This is a genomic window from Rugamonas apoptosis (assembly GCF_014042355.1).
GTDB classification, from domain to species: Bacteria; Pseudomonadota; Gammaproteobacteria; order Burkholderiales; family Burkholderiaceae_D; genus Rugamonas; species Rugamonas apoptosis.
This window is the reverse complement of record NZ_JACEZU010000004.1, coordinates 277,231-292,102: the sequence shown is the minus strand read 5'-3', so window position 1 is coordinate 292,102 and position 14,872 is coordinate 277,231. Positions and strand designations below refer to the sequence as shown.

9 protein-coding genes are annotated in these 14,872 nt (G+C 64.3%); 3 read left to right on the top strand and 6 right to left on the bottom strand.

All coding sequences use genetic code 11. From position 1 onward, the window contains the following. The first annotated feature begins 162 nt into the window (after positions 1-162). Positions 163-861 (top strand): TetR/AcrR family transcriptional regulator, encoded by a 699-nt coding sequence (locus H3H39_RS10515; protein ID WP_311196890.1) that lies wholly within the window; start codon positions 163-165, stop codon positions 859-861. An 11-nt stretch (positions 862-872) separates the two neighbouring features. On the opposite strand, the gene H3H39_RS10510 is transcribed toward H3H39_RS10515, so the two are convergent. Then, positions 873-3,140 carry a penicillin-binding protein 1A gene (locus tag H3H39_RS10510; RefSeq protein WP_182153446.1) on the bottom strand — a complete coding sequence of 756 codons (2,268 nt, stop codon included), beginning with the start codon at positions 3,138-3,140 and terminating at the stop codon, positions 873-875. 269 nt (positions 3,141-3,409) lie between these two features. After that, positions 3,410-4,915 carry a peptide MFS transporter gene (locus H3H39_RS10505; RefSeq protein WP_182153316.1) on the bottom strand — a complete coding sequence of 502 codons (1,506 nt, stop codon included), beginning with the start codon at positions 4,913-4,915 and terminating at the stop codon, positions 3,410-3,412. A gap of 303 nt (positions 4,916-5,218) precedes the next feature. Between H3H39_RS10505 and ppnN the strand changes: the two genes are divergently transcribed. Beyond that, complete coding sequence (gene ppnN, locus H3H39_RS10500; RefSeq protein ID WP_182153315.1) at positions 5,219-6,589, top strand: nucleotide 5'-monophosphate nucleosidase PpnN; 1,371 nt, start codon at positions 5,219-5,221, stop codon at positions 6,587-6,589. 107 nt (positions 6,590-6,696) lie between these two features. Here the strand turns inward: ppnN and lysS are convergent, their stop codons facing one another. The 3 genes from lysS to prfB form a co-directional block, all read right to left on the bottom strand. After that, positions 6,697-8,226 carry a lysine--tRNA ligase gene (gene lysS / locus H3H39_RS10495; RefSeq protein ID WP_182153314.1) on the bottom strand — a complete coding sequence of 510 codons (1,530 nt, stop codon included), beginning with the start codon at positions 8,224-8,226 and terminating at the stop codon, positions 6,697-6,699. A gap of 27 nt (positions 8,227-8,253) precedes the next feature. Further along, positions 8,254-8,940: an HAD family hydrolase gene (locus H3H39_RS10490; protein ID WP_182153313.1), complete on the bottom strand. Its 687-nt coding sequence runs from the start codon at positions 8,938-8,940 to the stop codon at positions 8,254-8,256. Between the two features lie 3 nt (positions 8,941-8,943). Then, a protein-coding gene (prfB, locus tag H3H39_RS10485; protein ID WP_182153312.1) for a peptide chain release factor 2 occupies positions 8,944-10,048 on the bottom strand; the annotation gives its coding sequence in 2 pieces (ribosomal slippage) (positions 8,944-9,966 and positions 9,968-10,048; 1,104 coding nt in all). 150 nt (positions 10,049-10,198) lie between these two features. Here prfB and H3H39_RS10480 point away from each other — a divergent pair. Further along, a complete protein-coding gene (locus H3H39_RS10480) occupies positions 10,199-12,205 on the top strand; it encodes a bifunctional 2',3'-cyclic-nucleotide 2'-phosphodiesterase/3'-nucleotidase (protein WP_182153311.1) in 2,007 nt (668 codons plus the stop codon). Here the strand turns inward: H3H39_RS10480 and H3H39_RS10475 are convergent. Next, positions 12,181-14,868 carry a cation-translocating P-type ATPase gene (locus H3H39_RS10475; RefSeq protein ID WP_182153310.1) on the bottom strand — a complete coding sequence of 896 codons (2,688 nt, stop codon included), beginning with the start codon at positions 14,866-14,868 and terminating at the stop codon, positions 12,181-12,183. The two genes, H3H39_RS10480 and H3H39_RS10475, sit on opposite strands and share 25 nt — an antisense overlap. Positions 14,869-14,872: the final 4 nt, after the last annotated feature.

Below are 14,872 nucleotides of genomic sequence, written 5' to 3'. Positions count from 1 at the left end.
CTCTGTGGCGGGAATAAAACGAGCGCTCGCTCGGTTTTTAGAATGTAACATTGTTGTTGTTTTAATCTTTTCGCGCTGGTCGAATTCAGGCGCCGGAATTGGAAAATCGGTCGGGACAGTTGTTTTCCTGCGTTATAATCGTTCCCGAAATCAATCTCCGGGGTGACCTTGCCTGTCCACTTCACTTTCCAGCAGTTCCAGCGCATGACGCCGCTCGATGGCGCCAATATCTGGGCTTTCCTGCTCGAGCGCTATGGTGAGCGCATCGGCGTCAAGCGCCGCAAGCCGGCGTTGCAAAACCTGGAAATCATCTTCAACGCCACCTTCCGCCTGGCCAACGAGGTGGGCTTCCGGGCCATGAATTTGCGCGACCTGTGCCGCGAGACGGGCTTGTCGATGGGCGGCCTGTATGGCTATATCAGCGGCAAGGACCAGCTGGCCGAAATGATCGAGGAGGTGGTGCGTCACGCCACCAAGGAAGTGCCGCGCATGTTCGCCCACGTGGAAGATCCGCTGGACCGGCTGGAAGCGCTGATCCGCGCCTCGATCTTCCTGTCCGAGATCCTGCAGCCGTGGTTCTATTTCGTCTTCATGGATACCCGCGCGCTGCCGCCGCAGCAACGGGCCATGGCCAAGGAGTCGGAGCTGTATGTGCAGACTTTGATCACGGGCCTGCTCGACACCGTGGAACCGCATCCGAACGGCGCGGCGCCGCTGCTGGCGGCCCATTGCATGGCCATGTTCCAGGACTGGTATGTAAAACGTTGGAAGTACCGTGCCGCCAAGGTCACGCCCGACCAGTTCGCGGAAAGCACGGTGCGCTTCGTGCGCAGCCACCTGGCGGCGGCGCGCACGAGTTGAACTGATCTGACTTAGTTGGTGGCAGGCTTCTCGGCCGGCGCATCCAGTTCCGGCGCCGCGTCGCCCATGTCGAGCGAGTGGACGGCGGCGTCCCCCATGAATTCATCGTACAGCCATTCCCCATTGAGCTGGGTCAGGCCGGCCGGGACGGCGCGTTCCAGCGGCGGGCGCTTTTGCAGGGCCACGCGCATGTAATCCATCCAGATCGGCATCGCCACCGTGGCGCCGAATTCGCGTCCACCCAGCGACTTGGGATCGTCGAAGCCCATCCACGACACGGCCACGATGCCGCCGCCGTAGCCGGAGAACCAGCCGTCCATGGCGTCACTGGTGGTGCCGGTCTTACCGGCGATATCGGGGCGGCCCAGCTTGGCCGCGGCGGCGCCGGTGCCGCTGCGCGTCACTTCGCGCAGCATGGTGTCGGTGACGAAGGCGTTGCGGGCGTCGATCACGCGCGCCGATTCCTGCAGGGCGGGCGGTGGTGGGGTTTCCGAGATCACGGCGCCGTTGCCGTCGACGATGCGCGAGATCAGGTAGGGCTCGATCTGGTAGCCGCCGTTGGCGAAGATGGCGTAGGCGCCGGCCAGTTGCAGGGGGGTGACGGCGCCCGTGCCCAACGCCAGCGTCAAATTCTTGGGCTGGCGGCCAAGCTCGAAGCCGAATTTGCCCAGGTAGCCGTGCCCGTAGCCGACCGTGATGTTGCGCAGGATGCGCACCGAGGCCACGTTCTTGGACTTGGCCAGCGCCGTGCGCATGGTGATCGGGCCGTCGTACACGCCGTCGTCATTGCCGGGGCGCCAGGACTCGTTGCCCGTTTCGGCGCCCGTCAACTCAAGCGGCACGTCGTTGATGATGGTGGCCGGCGAAAAGCCTTTTTCCAGCGCGGCCGAATAGATGAAGGGCTTGATCGAGGAGCCGGGCTGGCGCCATGCCTGCGTGACGTGATTGAACTTTTGCAGATTGTAGTCGAAGCCGCCCACCAGCGCGTGGTAAGCGCCCGTGGCGGCGTCGATGGAGACGAAAGCGGCCGCCACTTGCGGCACCTGGGTGATGGACCAGGTGTTCTTTTCGCCGCGCAGGATGCGCACGATGGCGCCGGGGCGCAGCTTGAAGCCGTCCTTGGCGCCGGCCGCCAGCGCCGGTGCGGCCAGCCGCAGGCCGTCGCCGCTGATGGTGATTTCCTGGCCAAACGGGTCCTGCACCTTGACGCTTTTGGCGCCCGCATCCAGCACCACGGCCGGGATCAAACGGTCACTGCCTGGGCGCTTCTGCAGCGCTTCCTCGATCGCCTCGTCCCGTTCCTCGTCGCCGGCCGGCAGTTCGATGAACGCTTCCGGGCCACGGTAGCCGTGGCGCTGGTCGTAGGCCAGCACGTTGCGGCGCACCGATTCGTAGGCCGCGTCCTGGTCTGCCTTGAGGATGGTGGTGTAGACGCTGATGCCCTTGTTGTACGAGTCGTCCTTGAATTTGGCGTACACCACCTGGCGCGCCAGTTCGGCCACGTATTCGGCGTGGGTTTCGAATTCCTGGCCGCGGTTGTTTACCCGCAGCGGTTCGTGCAGGGCTTTCTGGTACTGGGCTTCGGTGATGTAATCGAGTTCGCGCATGCGCTTGAGCACCACGTGCTGGCGCTCTTTGGCACGCTTGGGATTGACGGCCGGGTTGTGGTGGGCCGGGTTCTTGGGCAGGCCGGCCAGCATGGCCATTTCCGCGATGCTCAGGTCTTTCAGCTGCTTGCCGTAGTAGACCTGGGCCGCGCTGCCGAAGCCGTACGAGCGCTGGCCCAGGTAGATCTGGTTCATGTACAGCTCCAGGATCTGGTCCTTGCTGAGCGCCGCTTCGATCTTATAGGCCAGCATGACTTCATTGAGCTTGCGGCCGATGACCTTGTCGCGCGTGAGGAAGAAGTTGCGCGCCACCTGCATGGTGATGGTGGAACCACCCTGGTGGAAGCCGCCGGTCAGGTTCGACTTCACGGCCCGCAGCGCACCCACCCAGTCGATGCCGCTGTGTTCATAAAAGCGCGTGTCTTCAATGGCCAGGATGGACTTCTTCATCATCTCCGGCATGTCCTTGATGGGGATGAAGTTGCGGTGTTCCTCGCCGAATTCGCCGATCAGCACTTTGTCCGCCGTGTAGATGCGCAGCGGGATCTTGGGCCGGTAGTCCGTGATCACGTCCAGCGACGGCAGGTTGGGCGCGATGGACAACAGCAGATAGGCCACCAGCAGGCCGGCGGCGATCAGGCCCGCGAGGAAGATGGCGATCAGGCCGCGCATGAGCTTGCGACGCTTGAACAGGGACGATGCGGCGGGCAGGGAAGCACTCAAGACAGAATTCTCGTGGTTGCGAAGTGGGGGGAATTATAGACCAATCGACCCGCCACGCTTCGATATGGCCGGGGTGCCGTCCGGCGGCCTGTTCGGCATCGCGCCGCGGCACTACGCGATGGTTCGGTGCCCACGCGCTGCGCAGGCGCTGGAGCGGTCGCCCTGACGACAACGGCGGCCCGCGGGCCGCCGTTGTCAGCTTCAAGCGATGGTGCGGCTTATTTGACGCCGTGCATCAGCTTGCTGATCAGCGGTGCGATCAGGAACAGCAGGATGCCACCGGCCATCAGCGAGTAGAAGCCCAGCGTGTAGCCTTCCAGTGCGGACGTCACGGACATGCCTTTTTCGCCGCTCACGAAGCTGGCGAAGATACCCGACAGGTTGTTGCCGATGCCGGTCGAGAGGAACCAGCCGCCCATGCCCAGGCCCACCAGGCGGGTAGGGGCCAGCTTGGTCACCATCGACAGGCCGATCGGCGACAGGCACAGTTCACCGACGGACTGGATCACGTACACCATGAACAGGGTCCAGAACGGGATCTTGTTGTGCACGTCGACCAGCGACGACAGGGCGAACATCAGCAGGCCGAACGCCAGGCCGTTGAAGATCAGGCCCAGGCCGAACTTGCGGGCGATCGAGGGGTTGACGTTCTTGCGGCCCATGGCCACCCAGATGAAGGCGATCACCGGTGCCAGCGTGATGATGGCGATCGAATTCACGGTCTGGAAGTAGGCGTTCGGGAACTCCCAGCCGAACATGATGCGGTCGACGATCTTATCGGCCAGGAAGGTGAACGAGCTGCCCGCCTGCTCAAAGAACATCCAGAACATGATATTGAAGAAGAAGATCACCAGCATGGCGATCACCTTGTCGCGCGCCACCTTGCCGTTGCGGATACCTTCGATCATCAGCATGACGGCCAGCAGGATGAACAGCACCGACAGCACGCCCTGCAGGTTGTTGGCGCCGGCGGCCAGCAGCATGTAGACGATCGGGATCACGCACAGCGCGCCCAGTGCCACCCACAGCATGCGCTTGGGGTCCTGCATCTGCGGTTCGGGCGCGCCGATGCCTTTCAGGCCGCGGCGGCCGATACTGAACCAGAACAGGCTGATCAGCATACCCACGCCGGCGGCGATGAACACCACCTTATAGGCGGGCATGCCGCCGGTGCCGAAGATTTTGGTGGCCAGGTATTCGGTCAGCACGGGGGCGATCAGCGCGCCCGAGTTGATGCCCATGTAGAAAATGGTGAAGCCGGAATCGCGGCGCGTATCGGCCAGCGTGTACAGCTTGCCGACCATGGTCGAGATGTTAGGCTTGAACATGCCGTTACCGACGATGATGGTGGCCAGACCCATTTTGAAGATATTCGGATCGGGTAGCGCGATCATGAACAGGCCCGCGGACATGAAGATGGCGCCGACGATGATGGAGCGCTGGTAGCCCAGCACGCGGTCGGCTACGTAGCCACCGAACAGGGCACCGGCATACACCAGCGCCAGGTAGGAACCGTAGGTCAGGTTGGCGAACTGCTCGCCGGCCGAGTCGCCGTGGTAGAACTGGGCGACGATGTAGAGCACCAGGGCCCAGCGGATGCCGTAGAAGGCGAAACGCTCCCAGAACTCCGTCATGAACAACATCCAAAGCGGAGCTGGGTGTCCCATGATCTGTTTGAACTCGGGGACAGCGACTTCCTGGTTAGCTTGGGTAGCACCGCTCATGCGGTTTCTCCTAAAGTTTATTATGATCGATAAAAATGGGTGGCAAGCCGCGCCCTGGCTGGATAAGCTTGGGGGCACAACGAACCACGCCGGTCTTCCGGGTGCGGCATTTTAATCTACAAATCCATCCTGGGGCATCTTTTGCGGCCTGGCCTGCGGATTTGTGGCGTTTGTGCTAATAATGGGCGCGCGCCCTGGCATTGGCCGGGCACTGCAATCTCTGGCCCCAAAAAGGCCCAGTTGTCGTATATTGGCATTGCAAGCAATCACGTTGCAGCGAATCTGAATAAGGATTTTTGTACCATGGAACATGACGTTGTCGATACCCTGATCGCGCCCGAAGGACAGCTGGAAGTCCTGTCCAAGGCCGAAGTAAACAAGCTGCTCGACACCAGCCAGGGCGGCCTCTATAACATCTTCCGCAACTGCGCGCTGGCCGTGCTCAATTGCGGCAGTACGATCGACGATGGAAAGGAACTGCTGGAACGCTACAAGTCGTTCGACATCAGCATCATTCAACGCGAGCGCGGCATCAAGCTCGATATCAAGGGCGCGCCGGCGATCGCCTTCGTCGACGGCAAAATGGTCAAGGGCATCCACGAGCACCTGTTCGCCGTGCTGCGCGATATTATCTTCGTCAGCAACGAGGTGACGGATAACCCCGAATTCAACCTGGACAGCACGGAAGGCATCACCGACGCCGTGTTCCACATCCTGCGCAACGCCGGCATCCTGAAGCCGCAGATCAATCCCAACCTGGTGGTGTGCTGGGGCGGCCACTCGATCAACCGCGCTGAATATAACTACTCGAAAGAAGTGGGATACCAGATGGGCTTGCGCGGCCTCGATATCTGCACCGGCTGCGGACCGGGCGCGATGAAGGGCCCGATGAAGGGCGCCACCATCGGCCACGCCAAGCAGCGCCTGGATACGGGCCGTTACCTGGGTATCTCGGAGCCGGGCATTATCGCGGCCGAGTCGCCCAACCCCATCGTCAACGCGCTGGTGATCATGCCCGACATCGAGAAGCGGCTGGAAGCGTTCGTGCGCACGGGCCATGGCATCGTCGTGTTCCCGGGCGGCGCCGGCACGGCCGAGGAGATCCTCTACATCCTGGGCATTCTGCTTCATCCGGACAATGTGGACATCCCGTTCCCGCTGGTGTTCACGGGGCCGGAAACGTCGCGCGAGTACTTCGTGCAGATCAACCAGTTCATCCACGACACGCTGGGACCGGAGGCGCAGCAGCGCTACAAGATCATCATCGACGATCCGGAGCTGGTGGCGCGCGAGATGCAGGCCGGGATCAAGCAGGTGCGCGAGTTCCGCAAGGCGCGCAGCGATGCTTACTATTACAACTGGCTGCTGAAGATCGATCATGAGTTCCAGAAGCCGTTCGCACCCACGCACGAGAATATGCGCAACCTGAGCCTGCACAAGAACCAGGAAGTGCACCTGCTGGCGGCCAACCTGCGCCGCGCCTTCTCCGGTGTGGTGGCGGGTAACGTGAAGGACGAAGGCATCCGCGCGATCGAAAAGCACGGCCACTTCGAAATCCACGGCGACGCCTCCATCATGGGGCCGATGGACGCGCTGCTGGCATCGTTCGTGGCGCAGCACCGCATGAAGCTGGCGGGCAAGCACTACACGCCTTGCTACCGCGTGATCCAGTAAAAGAGATGGGGACGTAACACAATTCGAATTGTGTTACGTCCCGAATTGAAAAAAAGCCGCCCGGTTTTGCCACCGGGCGGCTTTTTTATATGGCGACGACGTTGCGCTTATTCTTCGCGGCGCAGGTGCGGGAACAGCAGCACGTCGCGGATGTTGGGCGAGTCGGTGATGATCATCATCAGGCGGTCGATGCCGATGCCGCAACCGCCGGCTGGCGGCATGCCGTATTCCAGCGCGCGGATGTAGTCGGCGTCGTAGAACATGGCTTCCTCGTCGCCGGCGTCCTTGGCCGCCACCTGGGCCAGGAAGCGGGCCGACTGGTCTTCCGCGTCATTCAACTCCGAGAAGCCGTTGGCGATTTCGCGGCCCACCATGAACAGCTCGAAGCGCTCGGTGATGCCGGGCACCGTGTCCGAGGCGCGCGCCAGCGGCGACACTTCGACCGGGTAGTCGATGATGTAGGTCGGCTCCCACAGTTGCGCTTCAGCCGTTTCCTCGAACAGCGCCAGTTGCAGCGCGCCCAGGCCCGAGTGGGCGTGCGGCTTGACGCCGAACTTGGCCAGTTCGGCCGTGATGAAGGCTGCGTCGGTCAGCTGTTCGTTGGTGTAGTGCGGGGCGTACTTGTTGATGGCGCCGACGATGGTCAGGCGGTGGAACGGCTTGGCCAGGTCCAGCTCGCGGCCGCCGTAGGTCAGGCTGGCGGTGCCGTGCGCGTCGATGGCGGCCTGGCGGATCACGGCTTCCGTGAAGTCCATCAGCCACTTGTAGTCGGTGTAGGCCGCGTAGAACTCCATCATCGTGAATTCCGGGTTGTGACGGATCGACACGCCTTCGTTACGGAAGTTGCGGTTGATCTCGAACACGCGGTCGAAGCCGCCCACCACCAAACGCTTCAGGTACAGCTCGGGCGCGATACGCAGGTACATTTCCATGTCCAGCGCATTGTGGTGGGTGACGAAAGGCTTGGCCGCCGCGCCGCCGGGAATGGTGTGCAGCATCGGCGTTTCCACTTCCATGAAGCCGTTCTTGTCCATGAAGCGGCGGATCGACGAGATGGCGGCGGTACGGGCCTTGAAGGTGCGGCGCGTTTCCTCGTTCATGATCAGGTCCACGTAACGCTGGCGGTACTTGGTTTCCTGGTCGGCCAGGCCGTGGAACTTGTCGGGCAGCGGACGCAGCGACTTGGTGATCAGGCGCAGCTCGGAAACCTTGATGGTCAGTTCATCGGTCTTGGTCTTGAACAGGGTGCCGACCACGCCCAGGATGTCGCCCAGGTCGTAGTGGTGCAGGGCGGCCATGGCCGCTTCGCCCGTCAGGTCCAGCGTGGCGTAGATCTGGATGCGGCCGTCGGCGCGCGGGCCCGACGCGTCCTGCAGCGTGGCGAAGGCGGCTTTCTTGCCCGCTTCGCGCTTGAGCATCATGCGGCCGGCCAGCACCACGGTGACGGGATTCTCTTCCAGTTCCTCGCGCGACTTCTGGCCATACTGCTCGTGCAGTTCGGCGGCCTTGTGCTCAGGCTTGAAGTCGTTGGGGAAGGCAACGCCCTGTTCGCGCAGCGCGGCCAGCTTGGCACGGCGCTCGGCGATGATCTTGTTGTCGTCCGGGGCGGCTGCTTGTTCTTGAAGATCGGTAGTCATGTTGTTCTCGTAGAGGGATGTTTTTATTTAGATTGCGGTGGCTGCCGGGACGGCGGCGAACAGCTGTTCGATATCGAGCTCGCTGAAGTCGCGCGCGATGCAGATCACGTTGTCGAATTGGGCAAAGGCTTCGGCGGGCAGCGTGGTGGTCAGCACCACGGCGCGCATGCCGGCGCGGCGTGCCGCCTCCACGCCCAGCGGCGCGTCCTCGAACACGATGCTGTGCGCGGGCAGGGCGCCGCTGCGCTCGGCCGCCAGCAGGAACACGTCCGGATTGGGTTTGCCGCGCGCCACGTCGGCCGCGCCCACCACGGTGTGGAAGTGGCCGCGCAGGTCCAGGCCGTCGAGCGTGAAGGTGATGTTGTCGTTGGGTGCGGCCGTGGCCACGGCCAGCGCCACGCCACCGCTTTTGGCGGCGGCGATGAACTGGTCGAAGCCTGGCACGGTGGCCCGGTGCGGCCCATACAGCTCGCGGTACAGCGACTCTTTTTCAAAGTCCAGCAGCGCGCTTTCTTCCTTGGTCAGGTGCTCGCCCAGGTAGTGGCGCATGATCTCGTGGCCCTGGCGGCCGGCCGTGGCGCGGAAGAACTCGTCCGGATCGATCTGGTGGCCGCGGCGTTCGAAAAAGGCGATCCACGACTGGGTGTGGAAGGCCATGTTGTCGACGATCGTGCCATCCATGTCGAAGATGAATGCGCGCTGCGGATTGCCCATGCTTTATACGCCTTGCTTGAGGGAGGCCGAGATGAACTCGTCCAGGTCGCCGTCCAGCACACCCTTGGTGTTGCCGGTCTCGAAGTTGGTGCGCAAGTCCTTGATGCGGGACTGGTCCAGCACGTAGGAACGGATCTGGTGGCCCCAGCCCACGTCGGTCTTGGAGTCTTCCAGCTTCTGCTGCTCGCTCATGCGCTTGCGCAGTTCCTGTTCGTACAGCTTGGCCTTCAGCATTTCCATCGCTTCGGCGCGGTTGCGGTGCTGCGAACGGTCGTTCTGGCACTGCACCACGATCCCGGTCGGCATGTGGGTCAGACGGACGGCGGAGTCGGTCTTGTTGATGTGTTGACCACCGGCGCCGGACGCGCGGTAGGTATCGACGCGCAGGTCGGCCGGATTGACTTCGATGTCGATCGAGTCATCCACTTCCGGATACACGAACAGCGACGTGAACGAAGTGTGGCGGCCGTTGGCCGAGTCGAATGGCGACTTGCGCACCAGGCGGTGCACGCCCGTTTCCGTGCGCAGGTGGCCATAGGCGTATTCGCCTTCCACCTTCAGGGTGGCGGTCTTGATGCCGGCCACCTCGCCGTCGGATTGTTCCATGATCTCGACCTTGAAGCCCTTGCGTTCGCAATAGCGCAGGTACTGGCGCAGCAGCATCGAGGCCCAGTCCTGGGCTTCCGTGCCGCCGGCGCCGGCCTGGATGTCGATGAAGCAGTTGTTGGGGTCCATCGGATTGTTGAACATCCGGCGGAATTCCATGCCTTCGATGACCTTGCGGATCTCTTCCGTGTCGCCGATCACCGCTTCCAGCGTGTCGTCGTCGTTTTCTTCCTTGGCCATGGCGAACAGGTCGTTCATGTCGGCCAGGTCGGCGTGGGCCTTGGTGAGGGCGAACACCACGGTTTCCAGCGATTTTTTCTCTTTACCGAGGTCCTGGGCGCGCTTGGGCTCATTCCAGACCGTGGGGTCTTCCAGTTCCTCGTTGACTTGCTCTAGTTTCTCCGACTTTTTATCGAAGTCAAAGATACCTCCGAAGTTCGGCTTCGCGCGTCGTGAGATCGGCGAGCAGGGCGGAGAGGGCGTTGATGCGTTCGGCTTCCATATTGGATCTTCTCTAGGCTGAAATCAAACCTTGGATTATACCCGACGCAGGGGTGTTCCGGGCCGTTCACGTGGCACGGCGGCTGGACCGGCGCCCCGGGCGGGCGTATCATGCGGCCGATATTGCGAAAATAATACGAACGAGCCGCCCATGCATGCCAGTTTCCCGCTATCCGTCTTGTCCTTGCCGCTGCTGTTTTCCACGCCAGCGGTACTGGCGGCGCCCCCGGCCGGCAGCGCCGCCACCCTGGCCGTGCTGGAGACGACGGACCTGCATGCCACCGTGCTCAGTTATGACTACTACAAGCTCAAGGCGGAACCGGCCATCGGCCTGGAACGCACGGCGACCCTGATCCGGCAGGCGCGGGCCGAATTCCCCAACACGCTGCTGCTCGATAACGGCGACGCGATCCAGGGAACGGCGCTGGCCGACTATCAGGCGCTGGTGGCGCCGCCGCCGTGCGAGCGGGCGCTGGCCGTCTACCGCGCGCTCGACGCACTGGGCGTGGAGGGCGCTGGGATCGGCAATCACGAGTTCAATTACGGCCTGGCTTACCTGAGCCGGGTCACGGGCAGCGCCTTCCAGGTCGACGGCGTGGACCCGGCCGCGCCCCGCTGCGCCGGCCCCCATTTCCCGCTGGTGCTGGCCAATGTGTACAGCACCCGCACGCATCAGCCGCTGTTCGCCCCTTACCGCATCCTCGACAAGGAAGTCAGTGCCACGGGGCCGGACGGCCAGCCCCTGCGCGCCACGATCCGGATCGGCATCATCGGTTTCACGCCGCCGGCCATCCTCGATTGGGATAAACGCGCGCTGGAGGGCAAGGTCTACACGCAAGGCGTACGCGAAGCGGCGCAAAAGTACATTCCCATGATGCGGGCCGAAGGCGCCGACCTGGTGGTGGCGATCGCCCACGGCGGCATCGACGGCGCGCCCTACACACCGGCCATGGAGAACGCAGGCCTGTATCTGGCCCAGGTGCCAGGCGTGGACGCGATGCTGATCGGCCATGCGCACCAGACCTTCCCCGACGCCTCCAGCACCGCGCCGGCCTTCAACCTGCCGGGCGTGGACAAGGTGCGCGGCACCGTGCATGGCGTGCCGACCGTGATGGCCAGCCTGTGGGGCAAGTACCTGGGCGTGATCGGCCTGCACCTGCGCTACGATGGCCAGCGCTGGCTGGTGGACAAGGAACGCACCACGGTGGAAGCGCGCGCCATCCAGAACCCCGACCGCAGCTTTGTCGCGCCAGATCCTGCCATCGCCGCGCTGGTGACGGACGAGCATGCGGCCACCATCGCCTACGTGCAGGCGCCACTGGGCCGCAGCGACTTTCGCATGGCCAGCTATTTCGCCGACGTGGGCGACCCGAGCGCCATCGAGTTGGTCAACCTGGCCCAGGCCGACTACGTGCGCCGCTATGTCAACGCCAACCTGCCGCAATATGCCGCGCTACCAGTGCTGTCCATGGCGTCGCCGTTCAAGGCCGGCGCGGCCGGGGTGGGCGATTACACGGATGTCAAAGCCGGCCCGGTGGCGCTCAATAACGCGGCCGATTTGTACCTGTATCCGAACGCTTTATACGCCGTCAAGGTGACGGGCGCCGAACTGCGCGCGTGGCTGGAAAAGGCGGCCGGCCGCTTCCGCCGCATCGATCCAGCCGTGAGCGGACCGCAGGAACTGGTCGATACGGGCTTCGCTGGCTTCAATTTCGACATGCTCACCGATCCCGAAGTGCGCTACGAGATCGATCTCACCCGCCCGCCGGGCCAGCGTATTGTGGACTTGCGTTACCGGGGTGTGCCAGTGTCGGCCGGCCAGTCGTTCATCGTCGCGACCAACAGCTTCCGTGCCAATGGTGGCGGTGGTTTCCCCGGCCTGGACGGCTCCAGGACCGTGCTGGCCGCGCCGGACGCCAGCCGCGATGTGCTGATCGCCTACATCCGTGCCGCACAAACGCTGACCCGCGCACAGCATGGCGCGGCCCGCAGCTGGCGGTTCGCCAGGGTGGCCCATGCCGGGCCGGTGGTGTTCCACGCGCCGCCCGGCCTGGAAGGGCTGGCGCACGACGCGGGCTTGATCACGGTGCGCCAGTTGAAGGCCGACGATGGCGGCGGCAAAGGTTTTGCCCTCTACGGCATCGACCTGTCCCACTGACCGTTGGCGCGCACCGCGCGCCGGTTCAGCATCTTCTTGCACGCTTCAAACCATACGGTGCTGGCCAAGGCGGACGCCATCGCCAGTGCCGCCAACGGCGCCGGGGGCAGGGCGAAACCAAACAGGGTGCGCACGCTGGGCACGCCCACCGCCAGTGCCAGCAGTGCCAGCGTGGCCACGCTGCTCCAGCGATAGGCATGGTTGACGGCGCCGGCGCGGGTCCAGCTCATACCGCTCCAGGTACGGTTGGCGAAGATCAGGCCCAGATTGGAACAGACCAGGGCAATAAAGGTGAGCGCGCGTTCCTGCGCGCTGTCCGTGCCGGCGGCGCGCAGGGCCAGCGACAGCGCCAGCAGGATGGCCAGCAGGCCGCCGCCTTGCACCAGCCCCCGCAGCAGTACATCGCGGTCGAACAGGCGCGCATCGGCCGCGCGGGGCGGCGCCGCCATGGCGTGCGGCTCGATCGCCTCGGCTTCGAATACGACCGAACAGGCCGGGTCGATGATCAGCTGCAGGAACAGGATATGCACCGGCATCAGCAGCACCGGCCAGCCGAACAGCACGGGGAAGAACGACAGCCCGACGATGGGCACGTGGACGGCCACGATGAAGGCGATGGCCTTGCGCAGGTTGGCGAACACGCGCCGGCCGTGGCGCACCGCCGTGACCAGCGAGGCGAAATCGTCGTTCAGCAGTACCAGCGCCGCCGCTTCGCGCGCCACGTCGGTGCCGCGCACGCCCATGGCCACGCCGATATCGGCCGCTTTCAGTGCCGGCGCGTCGTTGACGCCGTCGCCCGTCATGGCCACCACCTCGCCGCGTGCGCGGAAGGCCTGCACCAGCCGCAGCTTCTGCGCCGGCTGCACGCGGCAGAAAATGTGGGTGAGGGGCAGGCGGGCGGCCAGGGCCGCGTCATCCATGGTTTCCAGCTCGGCGCCGGTGATGGGGGTGCCGTCCGTCGTCAGGCCGGCCTGGCGGGCGATGGAGCGGGCCGTGGACGGATGGTCGCCCGTGATCATCACCACCTTCATGCCGGCGCGGCGGCATTGCGCGATCGCTTCGGGCACGTCGGCCCGCACCGGGTCTTCCAGCGCCACCAGGCCAAGAAATTCAAAATCGAAGTCGTGCTGCTTGTCCGGCAGGCCAGAGGCGGCGACCGCTGAAACGGCTGTGGTAACGGCTTGGGCAACGGGGGAGCCAACGGGGGAGCCAACGGGGGCGCTGACAGGGGAATCAACGGGGGGGCTGACGGGGGTGCTGAATTCAGCGCGCGCCACGCCCAGCACGCGCAAGCCTTCATTCGCCATCGCCGTCACCTGGCGCGCAATGGCGGCGCAACGCTCCGGTGGCAGATGGCACAGGTCCATGATGGCCTCCGGCGCCCCCTTGGCCGCGATCAGCAGCGCGCTGTGATCGGGCGACTGCCACACGCGCGACATGGCCAGCATCTCGGGCGAGAGCGGGTAGTCGTCCACCAGCGTCCAGTCATGGTGCAAGTGTTCGGTGTTGGCCAGCAAACGCTTGCCGCCGGCCGCGATGGCCGTTTCCATCGGATCGAAGGCGCGCCGGTGGCTGGCCAGCACGGCGTATTCCAGCACGCCGTGCAGTTCCTCCTGCAGCGCCATAGCGGCATCGCTAGCCGTGTCGTAGCGTGCGTCGTCGCACCATAAGGCGCGTAGCTGCATGCGGTTCATGGTCAGGGTGCCGGTCTTGTCGACGCACAGGACGGTGGTCGCCCCCAGCAGTTCAATGGCAGGGATGCTACGCGCCAGCACCTTTTCACGGGCCAGCCGCCATGCGCCCAGGCCCAGGAAGATGGTCAGCACCACCGGCAGTTCCTCCGGCAGGATCGCCATCGCCAAGGTCAGCCCGGCCAGCAGACCATGCAGCCAGTCGCCCAGCCGCAGCCAGTAGAACAGCGCCAGACACACGGCCAGCGCCAGGCCGGCCACGGCGACCTGCTTGACCACGCGCGCCGTCTCCGCCTGCACCGGCGTGGGCTGGGCGCCGATGGCGGCCAGCGACTGGCCGATGCGCCCCAGCGTGCTGCGCGGGCCGGTGGCGATCACGCGCCCGCGCGCGGTGCCTTGTGTGACGAGCGTGCCGGAATAGGCCTGGTGGATGGCTTGTGGCGTGTCGGGCGCGGTCACGTCGGGTGGCGTGTCCGGCGCGGCGGCGAATTTTGCCACCGGTACGGATTCGCCCGTCAACATGGATTCGTCCACGGTCAGGTTGGTGGCCGCCAGCAGCAACAGGTCGGCCGGGATGCGGTCGCCCTCCGCGATGAGAACAATGTCGCCGCACACGACGGTGGCCGCCGGCACTTTGCTGACCAGGCCATCGCGCACCACTACCGCCACGGGGCTGGACAACACCCGCAGCGCTTCCAGCGAGCGTTCCGTGCGCCGTTGCTGGACGAAGGAAATGGCCATCACGACGAACACAAAGCCCAGCAGCATCAGCGCTTCGTTCTGGTCGCCCAGCAGCAGGTAGATGGCGCCGCAGGCCACCAGCAGCAGGAACATGGGCTCGAACACGACACCGCGCAGCAGATTCAGGGCGTTACGAGGACGGGAAACGGGCAAGGCGTTCGGGCCATCCTGTTCCAGACGCCGCGCCGCTTCTGTACTGCTCAAATCGTCCTGCATGAGGTGTTCGGACATATTC

Excerpts from the sequence above, each read along its gene's own strand:
- H3H39_RS10510 (WP_182153446.1), bottom strand. The coding sequence starts at position 3,140 with ATGCGCGGCCTGATCGCCATCTTCCTCGCGGGCCTGATCGCCGCCGGC.
- H3H39_RS10505 (WP_182153316.1), bottom strand. The coding sequence starts at position 4,915 with ATGAGCGGTGCTACCCAAGCTAACCAGGAAGTCGCTGTCCCCGAGTTC.
- ppnN (WP_182153315.1), top strand. The coding sequence starts at position 5,219 with ATGGAACATGACGTTGTCGATACCCTGATCGCGCCCGAAGGACAGCTG.
- lysS (WP_182153314.1), bottom strand. The coding sequence starts at position 8,226 with ATGACTACCGATCTTCAAGAACAAGCAGCCGCCCCGGACGACAACAAG.
- H3H39_RS10490 (WP_182153313.1), bottom strand. The coding sequence starts at position 8,940 with ATGGGCAATCCGCAGCGCGCATTCATCTTCGACATGGATGGCACGATC.
- H3H39_RS10480 (WP_182153311.1), top strand. The coding sequence starts at position 10,199 with ATGCATGCCAGTTTCCCGCTATCCGTCTTGTCCTTGCCGCTGCTGTTT.
- H3H39_RS10475 (WP_182153310.1), bottom strand. The coding sequence starts at position 14,868 with ATGTCCGAACACCTCATGCAGGACGATTTGAGCAGTACAGAAGCGGCG.